The organism is Litoreibacter albidus, assembly GCF_900107015.1.
GTDB classification, from domain to species: domain Bacteria; phylum Pseudomonadota; class Alphaproteobacteria; order Rhodobacterales; family Rhodobacteraceae; genus Litoreibacter; species Litoreibacter albidus.
In genome coordinates, this window is sequence record NZ_FNOI01000005.1 from 180,806 (window position 1) to 197,045 (window position 16,240).

The 16,240-nt window shown below is 61.4% G+C and carries 15 protein-coding genes; 4 read left to right on the plus strand and 11 right to left on the minus strand.

All coding sequences use genetic code 11. The annotated features are described in order from the left end of the window. Nucleotides 1-8: 8 nt before the first annotated feature. Together BLW66_RS13035 and BLW66_RS13040 are read right to left on the minus strand one after the other, a co-directional pair. A complete protein-coding gene (locus BLW66_RS13035) occupies nt 9-1,967 on the minus strand; it encodes a bifunctional 2',3'-cyclic-nucleotide 2'-phosphodiesterase/3'-nucleotidase (protein WP_089947600.1) in 1,959 nt (652 codons plus the stop codon). 158 nt (nt 1,968-2,125) lie between these two features. Continuing rightward, nucleotides 2,126-2,881, minus strand: coding sequence for a DUF1013 domain-containing protein (locus BLW66_RS13040; protein WP_089947601.1), 756 nt, complete (start codon nt 2,879-2,881; stop codon nt 2,126-2,128). 140 nt (nt 2,882-3,021) lie between these two features. Here BLW66_RS13040 and BLW66_RS13045 point away from each other — a divergent pair, with 140 nt between their 5' ends. Continuing rightward, on the plus strand, nt 3,022-3,654 hold the full coding sequence (locus BLW66_RS13045) for a ribonuclease T2 family protein (RefSeq protein ID WP_089947602.1): 633 nt from the start codon (nt 3,022-3,024) through the stop codon (nt 3,652-3,654). Nucleotides 3,655-3,944: 290 nt separating this feature from the next. On the opposite strand, the gene BLW66_RS13050 is transcribed toward BLW66_RS13045, so the two are convergent. Together BLW66_RS13050 and BLW66_RS13055 are read right to left on the minus strand one after the other, a co-directional pair. Then, a complete protein-coding gene (locus BLW66_RS13050; RefSeq protein WP_244508644.1) occupies nt 3,945-4,934 on the minus strand; it encodes an NAD(P)H-quinone oxidoreductase in 990 nt (329 codons plus the stop codon). A gap of 9 nt (nt 4,935-4,943) precedes the next feature. Further along, nucleotides 4,944-5,627 (minus strand): COQ9 family protein, encoded by a 684-nt coding sequence (locus tag BLW66_RS13055; RefSeq protein WP_089947603.1) that lies wholly within the window; start codon nt 5,625-5,627, stop codon nt 4,944-4,946. Nucleotides 5,628-5,738: 111 nt separating this feature from the next. On the opposite strand from BLW66_RS13055, the gene rpsU reads away from it, so the two are divergent. Beyond that, entirely contained in the window at nt 5,739-5,945 is a 207-nt protein-coding gene (rpsU, locus tag BLW66_RS13060) for a 30S ribosomal protein S21 (protein ID WP_073145071.1), read from the plus strand. 290 nt (nt 5,946-6,235) lie between these two features. Here the strand turns inward: rpsU and BLW66_RS13065 are convergent, their stop codons facing one another. The 5 genes from BLW66_RS13065 to BLW66_RS13085 form a co-directional block, all read right to left on the minus strand. Further along, nucleotides 6,236-6,829 (minus strand): hypothetical protein, encoded by a 594-nt coding sequence (locus BLW66_RS13065; RefSeq protein ID WP_089947604.1) that lies wholly within the window; start codon nt 6,827-6,829, stop codon nt 6,236-6,238. Between the two features lie 12 nt (nt 6,830-6,841). Then, nucleotides 6,842-6,976 (minus strand): aa3-type cytochrome c oxidase subunit IV, encoded by a 135-nt coding sequence (locus BLW66_RS13070; protein WP_089947605.1) that lies wholly within the window; start codon nt 6,974-6,976, stop codon nt 6,842-6,844. 88 nt (nt 6,977-7,064) lie between these two features. After that, the gene (locus BLW66_RS13075; RefSeq protein ID WP_089947606.1) at nt 7,065-7,523 is read right to left on the minus strand and encodes a DUF6173 family protein; all 459 of its coding nucleotides are present in this window, start codon (nt 7,521-7,523) and stop codon (nt 7,065-7,067) included. A 3-nt stretch (nt 7,524-7,526) separates the two neighbouring features. Further along, nucleotides 7,527-8,558 carry an MBL fold metallo-hydrolase gene (locus BLW66_RS13080; protein WP_244508645.1) on the minus strand — a complete coding sequence of 344 codons (1,032 nt, stop codon included), beginning with the start codon at nt 8,556-8,558 and terminating at the stop codon, nt 7,527-7,529. Beyond that, the gene (locus BLW66_RS13085; RefSeq protein ID WP_089947607.1) at nt 8,555-10,261 is read right to left on the minus strand and encodes an acyl-CoA dehydrogenase; all 1,707 of its coding nucleotides are present in this window, start codon (nt 10,259-10,261) and stop codon (nt 8,555-8,557) included. The genes BLW66_RS13080 and BLW66_RS13085 overlap by 4 nt, the downstream gene beginning before the upstream one ends. Nucleotides 10,262-10,403: 142 nt before the next feature. Between BLW66_RS13085 and BLW66_RS13090 the strand changes: the two genes are divergently transcribed. Next, entirely contained in the window at nt 10,404-11,360 is a 957-nt protein-coding gene (locus tag BLW66_RS13090) for an L-threonylcarbamoyladenylate synthase (RefSeq protein ID WP_089947608.1), read from the plus strand. Here BLW66_RS13090 and BLW66_RS13095 read toward each other — a convergent pair. Then, on the minus strand, nt 11,337-11,906 hold the full coding sequence (locus tag BLW66_RS13095; protein ID WP_089947656.1) for a YqgE/AlgH family protein: 570 nt from the start codon (nt 11,904-11,906) through the stop codon (nt 11,337-11,339). The two genes, BLW66_RS13090 and BLW66_RS13095, sit on opposite strands and share 24 nt — an antisense overlap. A gap of 124 nt (nt 11,907-12,030) precedes the next feature. Here BLW66_RS13095 and BLW66_RS13100 point away from each other — a divergent pair, with 124 nt between their 5' ends. Beyond that, nucleotides 12,031-12,855 (plus strand): protein-disulfide reductase DsbD domain-containing protein, encoded by an 825-nt coding sequence (locus tag BLW66_RS13100; RefSeq protein WP_170833477.1) that lies wholly within the window; start codon nt 12,031-12,033, stop codon nt 12,853-12,855. Here the strand turns inward: BLW66_RS13100 and BLW66_RS13105 are convergent. Beyond that, the gene (locus tag BLW66_RS13105; protein WP_089947610.1) at nt 12,852-16,238 is read right to left on the minus strand and encodes an efflux RND transporter permease subunit; all 3,387 of its coding nucleotides are present in this window, start codon (nt 16,236-16,238) and stop codon (nt 12,852-12,854) included. The two genes, BLW66_RS13100 and BLW66_RS13105, sit on opposite strands and share 4 nt — an antisense overlap. Between the last annotated feature and the right edge of the window lie 2 nt (nt 16,239-16,240).

Sequence of the window (16,240 nt, forward strand, 5' to 3'; positions counted from 1 at the left end):
CCGCGCTTCTACAGCGCGATACGGAACCGCGCAAAACCGTCGGGGCCGTCACCAGCGGCCTCGATCTTCACGCTTGTAACATCACCGATGTATTTGGTCGCAGCTGGTCCCGTGTCGAACAGCACGGACGTGCCCTCCAGCGGCGCAAACGTCCAGTTGGCATCCGCACGCGGGCTAACCGTGCCCTTATCAACGATGTAGCGCACGATCACGTCACGGTTGGTGTCCGGCCCCTCAAACACAATGGTGTCGCCAGTGCCTGGGAAGCTGCCCCCACCCGATGCGCGGTAGTTGTTCGTCGCAATGATGAACTCCTGCGCGGGGTCAATCGGCTTGCCCTCAAACGTCAGGTTCACGATCCGGTTCGCGCCCTCGTTCAGCGGCTCCCCTTTGGCCGTAAACATCGACGGTTGCGACAGGTCGATCTGGTACTCCACCCCGTCGATCACATCGAAGTTGTAGCTTGGGAATTCCGGATCAAGCAGCACCTGATCCGCTTCACCTGCGGTCACTTGGTTGAACATCCCCGCAGAGCGTTCCAGCCAGCCTTTTACCTGCGCCCCCGTCACACGCACCGCGCGGACCGTGTTGGGGTACAGATACAGGTCAGCCACGTTCTTGATCGCCACATCGCCCACGGGAACATCGGTAAAATACTCCGGCCCGCCACGGCCACCAGCCTTGAACGGCGCGGCGGCGGACAGGATCGGCAAGCCCTCGTGCTCCGTACCCTTCAGCTGCTCTTGGATGTACCAGATTTGCGCGTTGGACACGATTTGCACCGACGGGTCATCCGCCACCAAGGCAAAGTAGCTGTGCAAGGCGGCGTCCGTCTTGCCCACGGCGCGGCGCACATAGGCCAGCGTTTCTTCGTGCTCTTTGTTGACGGAGGCCAGAACCGCGTCGTCGCTTTCCACCAGCGCGGTGGTGGAGCGGTCTTCATTGCGCTTGGAGATCGGGCGCGCCTCCGACATATGCGACACGATTTTCCATTCGTTGCCGGAGCGTTCCAGCATCAGGTCGATCACCCCAAGGTGCGACCCCCAGAACCCGCCCATTGCAGCGGGCTTGCCGTGGATCGTGCCTTTTTCGGCGTCAACGCCGCCGATGTCCGCAAACTTCGGACCGGGGAACACAAGGTGGCTATGGCCGGTCAGGATCGCGTCGATCCCGTCCACCATTGCCAACGGAACTGAGGCATTCTCCATCCCGTCCGTGTGGTCCGCCGCCCCGATGCCGGAGTGGCTAAGTGCGATGATAATATCGGCGCCCTGCTCTTTCATCAAAGGCACATACGCCTTGGCAGTATCCACGATGTCACGCGCCTGCACGTTGCCTTCCAGATGCTTGCGGTCCCAGTTCATCACCTGTGGCGGCACGAACCCGATAAGGCCTACCTTGATCGGGTGGCTGTTGCCGTCCCCGTCCGTGACCGTGCGGTCAAGGATCACGAACGGCGGCAGCAAGGTTTTGTCCTTGGTCGGCTCCGCGCCCATTTCCTTGACGATATTGGCGGACACCACAGGGAAGTTCGCGCCAGCCAGCGCCTTGTTCAAAAACTCCAGCCCGTAGTTGAATTCATGGTTGCCCAGCGTGGAGGCATCAAACCCCACGGCATTCATCGCTTGGATGACAGGGTGCATATCCCCGTCCTTCATCCCGCGCTCATAGGCGATGTAGTCGCCCATCGGGTTGCCTTGCAGGAAGTCGCCGTTGTCGATCAGCATGGAGTTCGTCGCCTCGGCACGGATCTCCCCGATGATGGACGCAGTGCGCGCCAACCCGACAGTGTCGACCGGCTTGTCGGCGTAGTAATCATAGGGGAACACATGCACGTGCAAGTCAGTCGTTTCCATGATCCGCAGGTGGGCCTGATTGCCAGCCGCGCGGGCAGAAAACGGATGCACCGCAATCAGTGCGGCGGTCCCCATCAAGAAATGGCGGCGGTCAAATGTCAGCTTGGTCATATCGGTCTCCCCGTTGTGTTTGCCTTATTGAGCAACAGTTTACCCGAGTCCCACAACAGAATTCTAACAAAGAATACTTTCTCCTCCGAAAGAGGCACCAACAAAAAACGCCGCCACCCAAAGGGCAGCGGCGCATCAATCATAAGCCTTAAGACAACTTAATCGTCGTCTTCATCCGCGCTTGGGGCGTCGGGCAGGTTGAACAGGCTGTCGGCGTCAACCAGCAGGTTGTCGTCCTCTTCCTCGTCGTCATCCGCGTTGCCAGACAGCGTGAAGGTTTCCAGACCCGAAATCGCGGTTGGCAGTTCAGGCTCCTGCGGCAGGCCCAGCGATTGCTCTGTGGAGACCAGCTTGCGGCGCTCTTCGTCGCTCAGCGCGGTGCCCTCTTTCAGGCGCTTGGCGTTGGCTTTTTGGACAGCGGCGTCCAGCTCGGACTGCTTACACAGGCCCAAGGCAACCGGATCAATCGGCTGGATGTTGGCAATGTTCCAGTGCGTGCGCTCACGAATCGCGTTGATCGTCGGCTTGGTCGTACCCACCAGCTTGGACACCTGACCGTCGGTCAGCTCTGGGTGGAATTTCACCAGCCACAGGATGGACGCAGGGCGGTCCTGACGTTTGGACAGCGGCGTGTAGCGTGGGCCACGGCGCACTTCCTCGCCTTCGGCGGCAGCGTTGAATTTCAGTTGCAAGCGGTGCTTGCGGTTTTGCTCGGCTTTGTCGATCTCTTCTTGCGTCAGCTGGTTGTTCGCAATCGGGTCGAAACCCTTCACACCTTGCGCAACATCGCCGTCGGCGATGCCTTGGACTTCCAACTCGTGCAGGCCGCAAAACTCGGCGATCTGCATGAAGGTCAATGTGGTGTTATCCACGAGCCAGACGGCGGTGGCTTTCGCCATAATGGGTAGTGCCATTGTGCTTTCTCCTAATTGCCGCAACTGCGGACACAACTTCCCCGTCACCCGGCTTAGGGGCTGTCCCGATTGGAACAAGTTCGTGATGTTGGGGAACTTGGACGCTATATAGAGGCGGATTGAGCGTAGGGGAAGAGAAAATGCGAAAGTTGTTACTTGGGCTGATGCTGTGGGCCGCTCCGGTTTGGGCCAAGGGGGAGCGCGCAGGCGCCTTTGACTACTACGTTCTGGCGCTCAGCTGGTCGCCCACGTGGTGCGCTTTGGAAGGCGATGCACGCGGCGCAGATCAATGCGACGACCGCCACGACTACGGCTGGACGCTACACGGCCTGTGGCCCCAAAATGAACGCGGCTGGCCGTCCTACTGCCGCACATCCCACCGCGATGCCTCCCGTGGGCAAACGGGCGCTATGACAGATATCATGGGGTCCGGCGGGTTGGCGTGGCACCAGTGGAAAAAGCACGGGCGCTGTTCCGGCCTGTCCGCTGCGGACTACTTCGACGCATCCCGCGCCGCCTATACGTCGGTTAAGCGCCCTGCGGTGTTTCGCAAACTCCAAGATGCGGTGAAGCTCCCCGCCAAGGTCGTGGAGGAGGCATTCCTCGAATCGAATCCCGATCTCGTCGCCGATATGGTGACCATCACCTGCAAGAATCGCCGTATCCAAGAGGTGCGAATCTGCCTGACCAAGGATTTGGACCCCCGCCGCTGCGGAAAAGACGTGATAAATGACTGTTCCATGAGCAATGCCCTCCTTGATCCAATCCGTTGAAAACACGGATAAAAACCGAAAAATGGGACAAAACTCATTTAAAATTGAGCCAACTTTTTCAAGTTTCCCCTCAAAATTGCCGCAAAGGTAGGGTATTCCTTACCTGTGCGGTACTTCCTGGGGGAAGGAAGCATATGTGTTTGTATCAGTCGGATTAGGCAAGTTGCGCTCGTGTTTAGCGCAGGTCCCATGTCCGACGCCTGATAGCTGATATCGGGCGGGGTCACGAGTTTGTAGTTTGCATTACCAGTAAATAGTTAGAGCCGGGTCGCCCCCGACCCGGCTCACTTCTACTCCACCTTCAGAACAATTTTCCCGATATGGGTAGAGCTTTCCATATGCGCGTGCGCCCGCGCCGCGTCTTCTAACGCGAACTCGCTATCCATCACTGGCGCGATCTTGCCGTCGTCCAGCAACGGCCAGACGACACGCCGCAACTCCTCAGCAATACCTGCCTTCGCCGCGTCACTTTGCGGGCGCAGGGTCGATCCCGTGATCGTCAGGCGACGCATCATAAGCTGGGCAAAGTTCAGCTCCACCTTCGGACCTTCCAGAAAGGCGATCTGCACCAGTCGCCCGTCGTCCGCCAACGCCTTGACGTTGCGCGGCAGATACTCCCCGCCCACCATGTCCAAAATCAGGTTCGCGCCGCCCTCGGCTTTGATCACGTCGACAAAATCCGCCTCGCGGTAATTTATCGCCTGCTCCGCGCCAAGGCGCAGGCACGCCGCGCATTTCTCGTCTGAACCGGCGGTGGTAAACACCCGCGCGCCCATCGCTTTGGCCAGTTGGATCGCGGTTGTCCCGATGCCCGACGATCCGCCGTGCACCAAGAACAATTCCCCCGCTGTCAGCCCGCCGCGCATGACCACGTTCGAGTAGACGGTAAAGAATGTCTCCGGCAGCGCCGCCGCTTGCGCCATGCTCATCCCCGTGGGTATTGGCAAACAATGCGCGGCGGGGGTGCGGACGTATTCGGCATAACCACCGCCCGGCAACAGGGCGCAAACATCGTCGCCGACCGCCACCCCCGTGACACCGTCACCGATCGCGGCCACCGTTCCCGCCCCTTCCAAGCCGGGCAAGGGCGACGCACCTTCGGGCGGGTTGTACAAGCCCGCGCGCTGCAAGGCATCAGGGCGGTTCACCCCAGCATAGGCCAGCTTTATCAACACCTCCCCGCGCCGCGGGGCGGGCACTGGCGCGGTCGCCGCTTGCAATACATCTGGGGCACCGGGCGTGGTGATTTCCACCGCCCGCATCATCTGTGGAAGCGCCATGACTGATCCTTATTTAGAGTTCGTGTGCCCCGGCAAGTCGGAGGAAAACCCCGACCCCGGTGCTTTGAGCTGCGACAAAAGCCAGTTTGGCCCCGCCATCAGCTTGGACGCCAATGGGTTTGCGTTCACCTGCGCCTTGACCTTTTCCACCTGCATCACGTTGTCGATGCGGCGATCCAAGAACGCCCATGTCGCCGCGTGGTCTTCGCTGTCGTCGCCCAGCCAGAACAGCACGGTGGCACCGTAAACCGCCGATAGGGTCGCGCGCTTTGTGTACCAGTTGTGATCTTGGGAGTCGTCACCCAGCGCCGTCCAGATGGCGTCCGCAGTGCCCCAGATAAGTTTCGCACCTTCCGCCGCATGGGTCGGCAGTGCAAACAGCGACGTGCCACGGCGCACCGCGTCCTTGTCGCCCGCCACGGCCTCCAGCCGGTAGCGCACACCAGCGGCGATCCGGTCCCGAAAGCGCATCGACAACAGGCTTGCAGATGTCAGGCGCTCCACCATCTGCGCATCACCGCGTTTGTGGAAGGCTACCGCCAAATCAACCGCGCCGCGCGGGTATATGGCCTGCGCTTGCGCCGCCGAGATACCGGTGTCGCGAACGGCCGCATCAAAGGTTTCCTTGGACCATCCGTCGAAGGTCACATGCGGCAGGCTCGCGTCAAGAATTTTGGTCTTTGCATCGTCCATGTCAGGCTCCTTTCGGGGGCTTTCTTCATGGTAGACAAGTTAGGACGGCTTTGCTATACGGCGACCTCCTGCAATCTTGCAAAATCTAACCTAGGAAGGTGGTGACACCACATGCAGGTAAGCGTTCGCGACAATAACGTCGATCAGGCTCTCCGCGCACTGAAGAAGAAACTTCAGCGTGAGGGCGTTTTTCGTGAAATGAAGCTCAAGCAACATTTCGAAAAGCCGTCTGAGAAGAAAGCACGCGAGAAAGCCGAAGCAATTCGCCGTTCCCGCAAGCTGGCTCGCAAAAAGCTCCAGCGCGAAAACGGCGGTTAAGTCCGGGTTTTCAAGCACGAAATAAATTACCCCCGCAGCGCAAGCCGCGGGGGTTTTTTGTTGGCCGGGAACCAACAAGGTACTGATAATATTGGGGGGCGTCGGAAGACCTTGCACAAAAGGCCCGCCATCTAAGCTGCAGAAAATCCGGAAACTAAACTCACTAAATCCACGTACTCGTTGAAGCGCTTTGCAAACATCCCCCAGGGTACTCGCTACTTCGTTTGTGAAGTCAGTATACGTTCTTACGCTGCGTCATGCGCGTGCATAAACCGTGAAAAACCCGTTCCTCAGCCGCCGGCAGGCAGCTTCGCAGAGTTATCATCGGGATCATTGTCGAACACTTTGCGGGTTTTCACCCCTGGAAACTTGGCAAACGCATCCATCGTCCGCTTCGGGAAGAATGTGGCGTTTATGCTCTCAAATCCCGGCAAGCGGCTTAGAATCGTGCTGGTGGACTGCGAGCACGCGGCCTTGGACACCGCCCCGTAGGCCGCCGCCTCTTTCAGCGCCAGCTCCGCCACTTCCGGCGGGACTTGAAGTTCTTGCAGCACCGTGTGGTAAGTTTCGCGGGTGTGGTAGTCGACATAGACGTCAACCATGCGGTCGGTCATGCCGTAGTGCAAATCGTTCCGCTCCGGCGCGTTCGGGCTGTACCAAGAACCCGCGGGATCCCACACAACACGTTGCGATCCATTGATAAGCAGGCCCGTGTGCCCGCCCGCGCCCGACCGGTTGCTGATCACGGTGATCAGCGTCAACGACGCGGGGCCGTTGTGGCGGTAGGCTTTGGCGCGAATGTCTTCGTCCGGCGCCCAAACAGACTCCGCCCCGCAAGCTGACAACAGCGCGACCATCCACAGTGACAACAACAGCCGCGCCATCGAAGAAACCGCTTAGCCGTTTACCAGTGCCAAAAGCACCAGAAACACGATGATGCCGATCACGGCGTAGGTTGTGAATTTTGCAAAGCCAGCGAACATCTTTTCGTGCTCGGTGACGTCCATGGACCCGTGTTTATGCTCAGCCATGATGTCTCTCCATTGTTGGCGTTTGGGGTGACCTAGCGGATTCTTTTCCCGCTGTCACGCGTCAGGGGGACGCGGGGGCGCGCAATATCTAGGTCTCGTTTAAATCCTGCACCAGTCGGAAGCCGATGCGGTTCGGCTCTGGCTGGTCCACGTGCTTGGGCAAGGTACGAAGCTGCACGTTCAACTGGCTGACATGCTGTATCTGCTGCGTCCGCGATCCGCTGGGGTCGGAGCCGTAGAACGTAATGATATCGGGCGCGTAAAACCCCACGCCTTCAATGCGCATAACGCCCGTATCCCCGCCGACAAAGCCCATGGCGATCTCGTGGTCATTGTCCAACTGCTCTTCAAAGTTCTTGATATACAAGATCAGCCGCTCGTAGGCCCATTCCGCCGGTGACTTCTTCTCAATCGGGGTTTTGCTCATCGCCTCCGGCAGCGGCTGGTCTTCCGGCGTTGGCGCGCAATCTTTGACATGAACAACACCCGCACGGCGCAGCGCGTAGGATTCGACGGCTTCGGCAGTTGTCTCAATCTTGTCATCCATGGCTCAGGCCCCTTTGCGCTGGTAGGTGTAAGCCCCATCTTCACGCAAAGAACGCACGGCTTGTCCAGCCAAATAAAGGTGAGCGCAATGCGCCACGCTCTCCACCAAGGCCAACCCGTACTCCCCTCCACGAATGTCGCGCTTGAACAGCGGTAGAAAACATTCATGCGCGGATTTGGGCGTATCAAGGAAATCGAGCAGCCGTTTTAAAGCGCCGTGGTGGTTGTCGATCAGCTGACGCATCCGCAGCGGCAGCCCCGTGAAGGGCAGCTTATGCCCCGGCAACACCAGCTGATCCGGCGTAGCATGCGCATTCAACCGCTCGCACGCCTCCAGCCAGTCGGCAACGGGGTCAGCGTCCGGCTCCGTCGGGTAGACGCCAAGGTTCGGGCTGATCGACGGCAACAGCTGGTCGCCCCCCAGAACAACGCCGTCCGCCCACAGCGTCGCGTGCTCCGGCGCGTGGCCGTTGCCCATCCTTACCGTCCAGTCGCGCCCGCCCGCGTGCAGCACATCGCCCTCGCGGACACGGCGATACCCCAAGGGGAGCGGGGCCACGCAGTCCGCGAAATTGAACGGGCGTTCTTGCGCCCGCTGCGCATAAATCTCCGCGTCCATTCCGGCGCGCTTCCAGAAGGTCAGCGATTGCGCCGTTGGCCGGTCTTGGTTGTCCAGCACCAGCATCCGCGCCATCAGCCACGCCGTGCGTGTGGTGATTAGCTCCGCGCCATGTGCCGTCTGGAACCACCCCGCCATGCCAATGTGATCGGGGTGATGATGGGTCACGATAACACGCGAAACAGGCTTGCCGCCCAGCGGCCCCGCCAGCAGCTTTTCCCAGATCGCCACGCCGCGCTTGGAATAGAAGCCCGTGTCCACAATCGTCCAGCTGTCGCCGTCATCCAGCGCATAAATGTTGACGTGGTCCAGCTTCATCGGCAGCGGCAGGCGCATCCACAAGATGCCCTGCGCAACCTCTATCGCCTCGCCCTCACTCGGGATGTCTGGGAACGGATAGCCGAGCTTTTGGCTCAAGCGACCAGATCCTCGTCGCTCAGGGCATACAAGTCACTGGCACCTTGGCGCGATTGCTCCGCAAGGCTGGCGTGCTCCGGCAACAGGCGCTGGATGTAGACCGTCGCCAATCGTCCGCGGCCACTGTCCAATCCGGCAGCCTTCGCGGCGCAAAGGTGGAAGTACCCCCCCAACACACGCGCGAACAACCGCAGGTAGGGCACAGCCCCCGCAAAGCGCTCGTTCATGTCCTGCTCCACCATCCATTCGGTGGTTTCGCGCAAAGTCTCGGCCGCCGCGAAAACAGGGCCAGCCAAGTCGGGGATCGTGGATTTGGTCTTCTCCGCGTAGGCTTCAATCTCGTCGATGAGCGCATAAGCCGCCTCGCCGCCGTCCATCATTTTACGCGCAACAAGGTCCATCGCTTGGATGCCGTTGGTGCCCTCATAAATCGCGGTCACCCGCACGTCGCGCAGGTATTGCGCCGCGCCGGTTTCCTCGATGAAGCCCATGCCGCCATGCACCTGAATGCCCTGCTGCGCCACCTCAATCCCCGTATCGGTGCCAAACGCCTTGGCGATTGGCGTCAGCAAAGCCGCGCGGGCGGACCATTCCGGCGCGCCAGTGGCTGTTTGCATATCAATCGCCGCCGCACAGGACGCAGCAATGGCGCGGGCAGTAAACACATCCGCCTTCATCTGCGACAACATCCGGCGCACATCCGCGTGGCCCAAAATGGTGTCGCCCACAGGGGCTTTGCCCTGCTTGCGGTCTTGCGCGTAGGCCAGCGCGTGTTGGTACGCCGCCTCTGCCACCGCGATGCCCTGCCCGCCAACACCCACGCGGGCGTTGTTCATCATGGTAAACATCGCGGCCATGCCGCCGCCGCGCTTGCCAACCATCCAGCCGGTCGCGCCGTCATATTGCATCACCGCCGTGGGGGAGCCGTGAAGCCCCATTTTATGCTCCAGCGACACCACTTTCAGGCTGTTCGCCACGCCAGGATTGCCTGCCTCATCAGGGATCAGCTTCGGCACCATAAACAGGGAAATGCCCTTCGTCCCCGGTGCGCCGTCCGGCAGGCGCGCCAAAACCAGATGGCACACGTTTTCGCTAAAGTCGTTGTCACCCCAGCTGATGTAAATTTTCTGGCCAGTGATCGCGAAGGTGCCGTCGCCGTTGTCCTCGGCCTTGGATTTCAACGCCCCCACGTCGGAGCCCGCCTGCGGTTCCGTCAAGTTCATCGTGCCGCACCACTCGCCAGAGATAAGTTTCGGCAAATACAAATCCTTGATCGCGTCAGAGGCGTGGTGTTCCAGCGCCTCGATCTGACCTTGCGACATCAACGGGTTCAGTTGCAGCGACAGGCACGCGCCGCCCATCATCTCGTTCACCGCGTTTTGCACCGAGAACGGCAACCCCATGCCGCCGTACTCCGGACTGGCCGCCATGCCGATCCAGCCGCCATCCGCGATGGCCTTGTAGCCATCACCAAACCCCGGGGAGGTCCGCACAACGCCGTTCTCCAACTTGGCAGGCTGCAAATCGCCGTTGCGATTCAACGGAGCCAGCACCTCGTTGGACATCTTCGCCGCCTCGCCAAGAATCGCGGACACCATGTCAGGGGTCGCCTCTTCAAACCGCTCCGTGGCGGCGACTTTGTCGAAGCCCACAATGTGGTCGAGCAGGAATTGGTAATCGGCGGATGGCGCACGGTATGGCATGGTCTGTCCTCGCTTGGGTATCGCGCGGCTTTGCAAGGTGCCGCAGGATCAGATAAAGGGTCGGGCAATAATCCCGCTTAGATAGCCGCCCTAACGTCGCAGCATCAAGCAAAACGCAACGTCAGAATCGGGTCTGTGTACCATGGTCAACATATCTACCAAGACCCTAAGCGCTGCGGATTTGGCTAAGGCTGCCAAGATGTTGCAAGACGGCAAGCTTGTCGCCTTTCCCACAGAGACGGTCTACGGCCTTGGCGCAGACGCCCGCAACGGCACCGCCGTTGCCGCGATTTACGCCGCCAAGGGCCGCCCCAGTTTCAACCCGCTGATCGTGCATGTCCCCTCGCTGGAGGCCGCGCAGGAACTGGCCGATTTCGACGATGACGCTCTGGCGCTCGCACAGGCGTTCTGGCCTGGCCCCGTGTCGCTCGTCGCCCCGCTTAAGGCGGGGCACGGGCTGTCCTCCTTGGTGACCGCTGGCCTTGATACCGTCGCCATCCGCGTCCCCGAACACGCCCTTGCGCGCGACTTGCTGACCCTCGCAGGTTGTCCCGTGGCCGCGCCATCGGCCAATCTGTCGGGCCAGATCAGCCCCACCACCGCCGCGCATGTCCTATCGGGTTTGCAAGGGCGTATCGACGGAGTGGTGGACGACGGACCTTGTGCCGTCGGGGTGGAAAGCACCATCGTCGCCACGAACCCCGCCCGCCTTCTGCGTCCCGGTGGCCTACCCGTGGAGGCGTTGGAGGCCGCGTTGGGCCACCCGCTTGGCCGTGATCTGACACCCGACAAGCCCAGCGCCCCCGGTCAGTTGACGTCCCACTACGCGCCGCGCGCGCAGATGCGGTTGAACCAGACAGACGGTGCGTTGGTGCTGGGCTTTGGCCCCGTGGACGGCGCGCTGAACCTGTCGCGCAGCGGTGATCTGCTAGAGGCCGCAGCCAACCTGTTTTCCATGATGCGCCAGATCGACGATATGGCCGATGGCGACACCCTGATCAGCGTGGCCCCGATCCCGATGACGGGTCTGGGCCTTGCGATCAACGACCGCCTCAGCCGCGCCGCCGCCCCACGGTCAGGCGGAGCCACCACCGGGTGACAGCATAAGCGGATCGATTCCCATCAGGTCCAGCGCGCCGGTCCATTTGGCCTCGTTCACGCCCTTGAAAATCAGATCGCTATCCGCGTCGCAAATCAGCCAGCCGTTGTGCTGGATCTCTTCCTCCAGCTGCCCCGGCCCCCAACCTGCGTACCCCATGGTCAGCAGGCATTGCTCCGGCCCGTCGCCGGTGGAAATGTCTTCCAGAATATCCAACGTCGCCGTCAGCCCGTAGTCGCCCGCAATCTCCAGCGTGCTGTCGGGGCTGTGATAGTCGGGCGTGTGCAGCACAAATCCGCGTCCGTAATCCACCGGTCCGCCAACATGCACCCTGATCTCCCGCGAGGGCGGCGCGACAGGGATATCCAGCTGCTTTAGCAGGTCGTTAAACCGCAAATCGCGTGCACCTTTGTTCACGATCAACCCCATCGCGCGCTCCTCGGAGTGCGAGCACAGGAAAATAACCGACCGCTCAAAACGTGGGTCGCCCATGTCAGGCATGGCGATTAGCAGCTTTCCTGCCAGCGACGTAGAATCAATACTCATGCCCCCAAACTGGCGACTTGCCGCGGTGCATTCAAGCGGCACAAGGGCCGCAGCCGCCAACTTGTGTCAGCGTCTCGCTCAAACGTGAGTTTATTGTGAGATGGGAAGGCGTTATCCCACCCTTATGACACGAACCCGTTTCACATCATTGCTTGCCGCTTTGGCCACTGCCCTGCCGCTCACGACGCCGGCGGCTGGCCAAGTGCTGTCCAATGACGTCTCCGACGTGGTGAACGTGACGCTGCTATCCGGCTGGCGCAGCGGCGACGGCACGCATTTCGCGGCCCTCAAATTCTCAATGGCCCCGGGGTGGAAAACCTATTGGCGCGCGCCCGGTGATGGCGGGGTGCCCACGCGCATGGATTGGTCCGCCTCCGGCAATTTGGACGCAGCACAGGTTTTGTGGCCCACGCCGCAGGTCTTTCGCCAGAACGGGCTACGCTCCGTCGGATACAGCGGTGACTTCGTGTTACCCGTCGCCTTCACCGCCCATGATGACGGCCCCATTGCGCTGGACGGTCAGTTAGAGTTCGGCGTCTGCTCTGAAATTTGCCTGCCCGTCAGCCTTGATCTGGCAACGCTGCTCCCCCCCAATGAGACCCACAACGTCGAGGAAATCGCCACCGCGATCCAGAAGCAGCCTATCACCGCAGCACAGGCGGGCGTGCGCCACGTTGAATGCACGATCAGCTACGGCGACAAACGCGCGCGCATAGATATGCAGATCGACATGCCGCCCCTTCAAGGCAACGGGGAGGCTATGGTCCTTGAAGTCGCTGATCCGCGTCTCTGGGTCGGGGAGCCGTTCTTGACCCGCTCCGGCGACACCCTTCGCGCCACTGCGGAACTTGCCGCGCGCGGCGGCACGCCGTTTCGCGTAGACATGGACCGTGTCCGCATGACCATCATCACAACGCAAAACGCGGTGGAGATCGTGGGCTGCGCTTAGGCCTGCTTGCCCCGTGCCTGTAGGTGCAGCACCGCCGCAACCAGCCAGCCCGATATCAGTAGCAGCGCCGTGCCCAGAACAAACAGCACGAAGCCCGACGTCACCGCCGATCCCCCAAGCGCCAGCCCCGCCAAGGGCGCCGGAAGCCCGCCCGTCACAATGGCCGCGCCCAAGGTCGCCGCGAACACGGCCACCACCGCAGCGCACATCCCCGCGACCACCCAACGCAATCCGCCGCCCGATCCAATCGCCCGCCGCAACGCCGTCACTTGCCGCGACACATCCGCCTGCATGGCCATTAGCGACGGCACCACCAAAAGCACCAGCACCAGCCCGAAGCCCAGCCCGTAGCACAGCGTGATGACCGTGGGCTTCAGGAATTGCGCTTGCGAGGATTGCTCGAACAACAGCGGCGCCAAGCCCAGAACCGTGGTCAGCGTGGTCAATAGTACAGGCCGCAAGCGGTCCGATGTCCCGTCAATGATCGCCGGTATCAGCCCGCGTTCTTGGGCGTATTCATCCACCGTCGACACCAAAACGATTGAGTCGTTGATGATGATCCCCGTCATGCCAATCAGCCCGACCACCGTGAACATCGACAGCGGCACATCCCACGCGTTGTGACCGTAGATGGTGCCGACCAAGCCGAACGGGATGATAAGCATAATCACCAGCGGCCGCGTCCAGCTGGAAAACACCCACGCCAGCGTCAGGTAGATACCGATCAGGCAAAACGCGAAGCCCAGTGCCGCGTCGCTCAAAAAGTCGGACTCCTGTTCTGCAAGGCCCGACATCGTCGTGGCGACGCCGAAATCCTGCTCTATCTCGGGCAAAATACGGGTCTCCAGCGCGGTCATGATCTCTTCGGCGCGCACCGGATCATCCTCCGACAAGTCCCCCGTCACGGAAACCAGCCGCACGCCATTCTCGCGGCGCACGGTCGAAAAGCCGGACTGGCGCACCACCGCCACAATATCGCTCAGTGGAACATACTCGCCCGATTGCGCGCGCAGGAACGTGCGCTCCAGAAAGTCCGCCGTCAGCTCCCCCTTGGGCAGCTCCACACGGATCGCGGCGGAGCGTGGGCCGTCGGGATAAGTCGCCGCCTCAATGCCGTTTAGCCGGTTGCGCAGCACCCGTCCCAAGCCGTCGATGGTAAAGCCAAGCGCCTGCCCCTGCGCCGTCAGATCAAGGATCAACTCCTCCTTGTCATAGGCAAGGTTGTCCTCCAGCGCGGACACTTCGGGGAATTTCGCAAGCGCGGTTTTCAACCCTTCGGCGGCCCGTTTCAGCGTGTCGGCATCCGCGCCATACAGCTGCACGTCCAGCGCGTCACCGCCCGGACCGGACCGCCAGCCGCGAAAGCTCACCGTTTCCAACATCGGATGACGGCGCACGGCGTCTTGCAATTCCCCCACGAATTGGAAGCTCGAATAGCTGCGCAAATCCGCGTCAATCAACTCAATCGCAATAGAGCCAAGCTGATCCTTGTCCTTGGTCTCCTGTCCCGCCAATCCGCGCCCCGTGGTGCCGCCTGTTTCGGCGAGCACATAGTCAATCGGGTTGCGGCCATGTTCGGCCTCATATTTCGCCGCCAGTTCCTCGGTGGCGCGTTGCATCTCGCGCATCATCTCAAGGGTGTCGGCACGTGTCGCCCCCGGCAACATAGCGAAATTCCCTGAAATAGAGCCGCGTTCCGGCGCGTTGAAGAACCGCCACGTGACGTCGCCCTTGATGAACAACGCGGCCTGCGACATCAGCAAAACCAACGCCCCCGCCATCACCGGATACCGCGCCCAAATGACCCCCGCCACAAACGGGCGGAACAGTTTCTCGCGCGACCAGTCAAACCCGCGCGTCACCGTGCGCGACGGCCAGTCATACCACCGCTCTTTCGACTGCGCGGCCAAGGCGTGCGACATGTGGTGCGGCAGGATCAAGAAGCACTCCACCAGTGACGCCAGCAGCACCACGATCACCGTAAACGGAATGTCGGCGATCAGGTTGCCAAAACGCCCGCCCACGGCCACCAGCCCGAAGAACGCGATCACCGTGGTGATTGTTGCCGCGAACACCGGCTGCGCCATGCGCCGCGCCGCGTTCTCGGCGGCGGTGGCGGGGTCTTCGCCCAGTTTGGTGGCGCGAAAATCCGCGTGCTCCCCCACCACGATGGCATCATCAACCACGATCCCCAGCGTGATAATCAAGGCGAACAGCGAGACCATGTTGATGGTGATCCCCGCCGCATACATCAACGCAATGGCGCCCAGCATGGCTACCGGAATGCCCGCCGCCACCCAGAATGCGGTGCGCGCGTTCAGGAACAAAAACAAAAGCAGCACCACCAGCCCAAGCCCCACCAACCCGTTGTCGAGAAGGATGTTCAAGCGCCCCGATATGGCCTCTGATCGGGTGCGGATCAGTTCCACTTTGGTGCCCTGCGGCAGCGACAGTTCCATGTCCTCCGCCACCTTCTGGACCTGCGCCTGAATGGCAATCGCGTCACCACGGCTGCTTCGGTCAATGCGCACCGAAACGGCAGGGTTATCGCCCACGAAATACGCCCGCTCGCGGTCCGTGCCTTCCACCAAAATTGTCGCCACGTCGCCAATCGTCAGCTTCGCCCCGTCCGCGTTGGAGCGCAAAACAATGTCCGCGATCTGGTCCGCGCTGCGCTTCGCCACGCCCGTGCGCACCCGCGCATTGGCCCCGTCCACGTCCCCCGCAGGATCGGCGGAGGCTTCGCCCCGAATGGCCTCGGCAATCTGCGCCATCGTCACGTCGTTGCGGATCAGCGACAGGGATGACACCTCAACGATGGTCTCCGGCGCGGCAACGCCGCGAATGGTGGCGCGGGTCACCCCCGCCGCAAACAGGCGGGTCACAAATTCATCGGCAAAGCGGCCCAATTGGTCCACCGACACAGGGCCGGAGATCACCACATCCGTCACCCTGTCGCGCCACGCGCCGCGCCGCACGTTCGGCTCCTCGGCGTCGTCGGGCAGGTTGTTCACGCTGTCCACGGCCACTTGCACATCGTCCGCCGCACGCGACATGTCCCAGCCCGGTTCGAACTCCAGTTGAATGCTGGCGCTGCCTTCGCGCGATTGAGAGTTGGAGCTTTCCACCCCCTCCACCGACAGCAAGGCAGGCTCCAGAAGCTGCACAATCGCGCCGTCCACGTCATCCGCGCCGGCCCCGTCCCATTGAACACTGACAGAGACGCTATCAATCACCACATCGGGGAAGAATTGCGTGTTCATGCGCGGCACGGCGGCGGCCCCGATGGCGATCATCATCACCAAAAGCAGGTTCGCGGCGGTGCGGTGGCGGGTGAAATAAGACAGCACCCCGCCCGTCTTAGACGCGATCACCCCGCGCATCG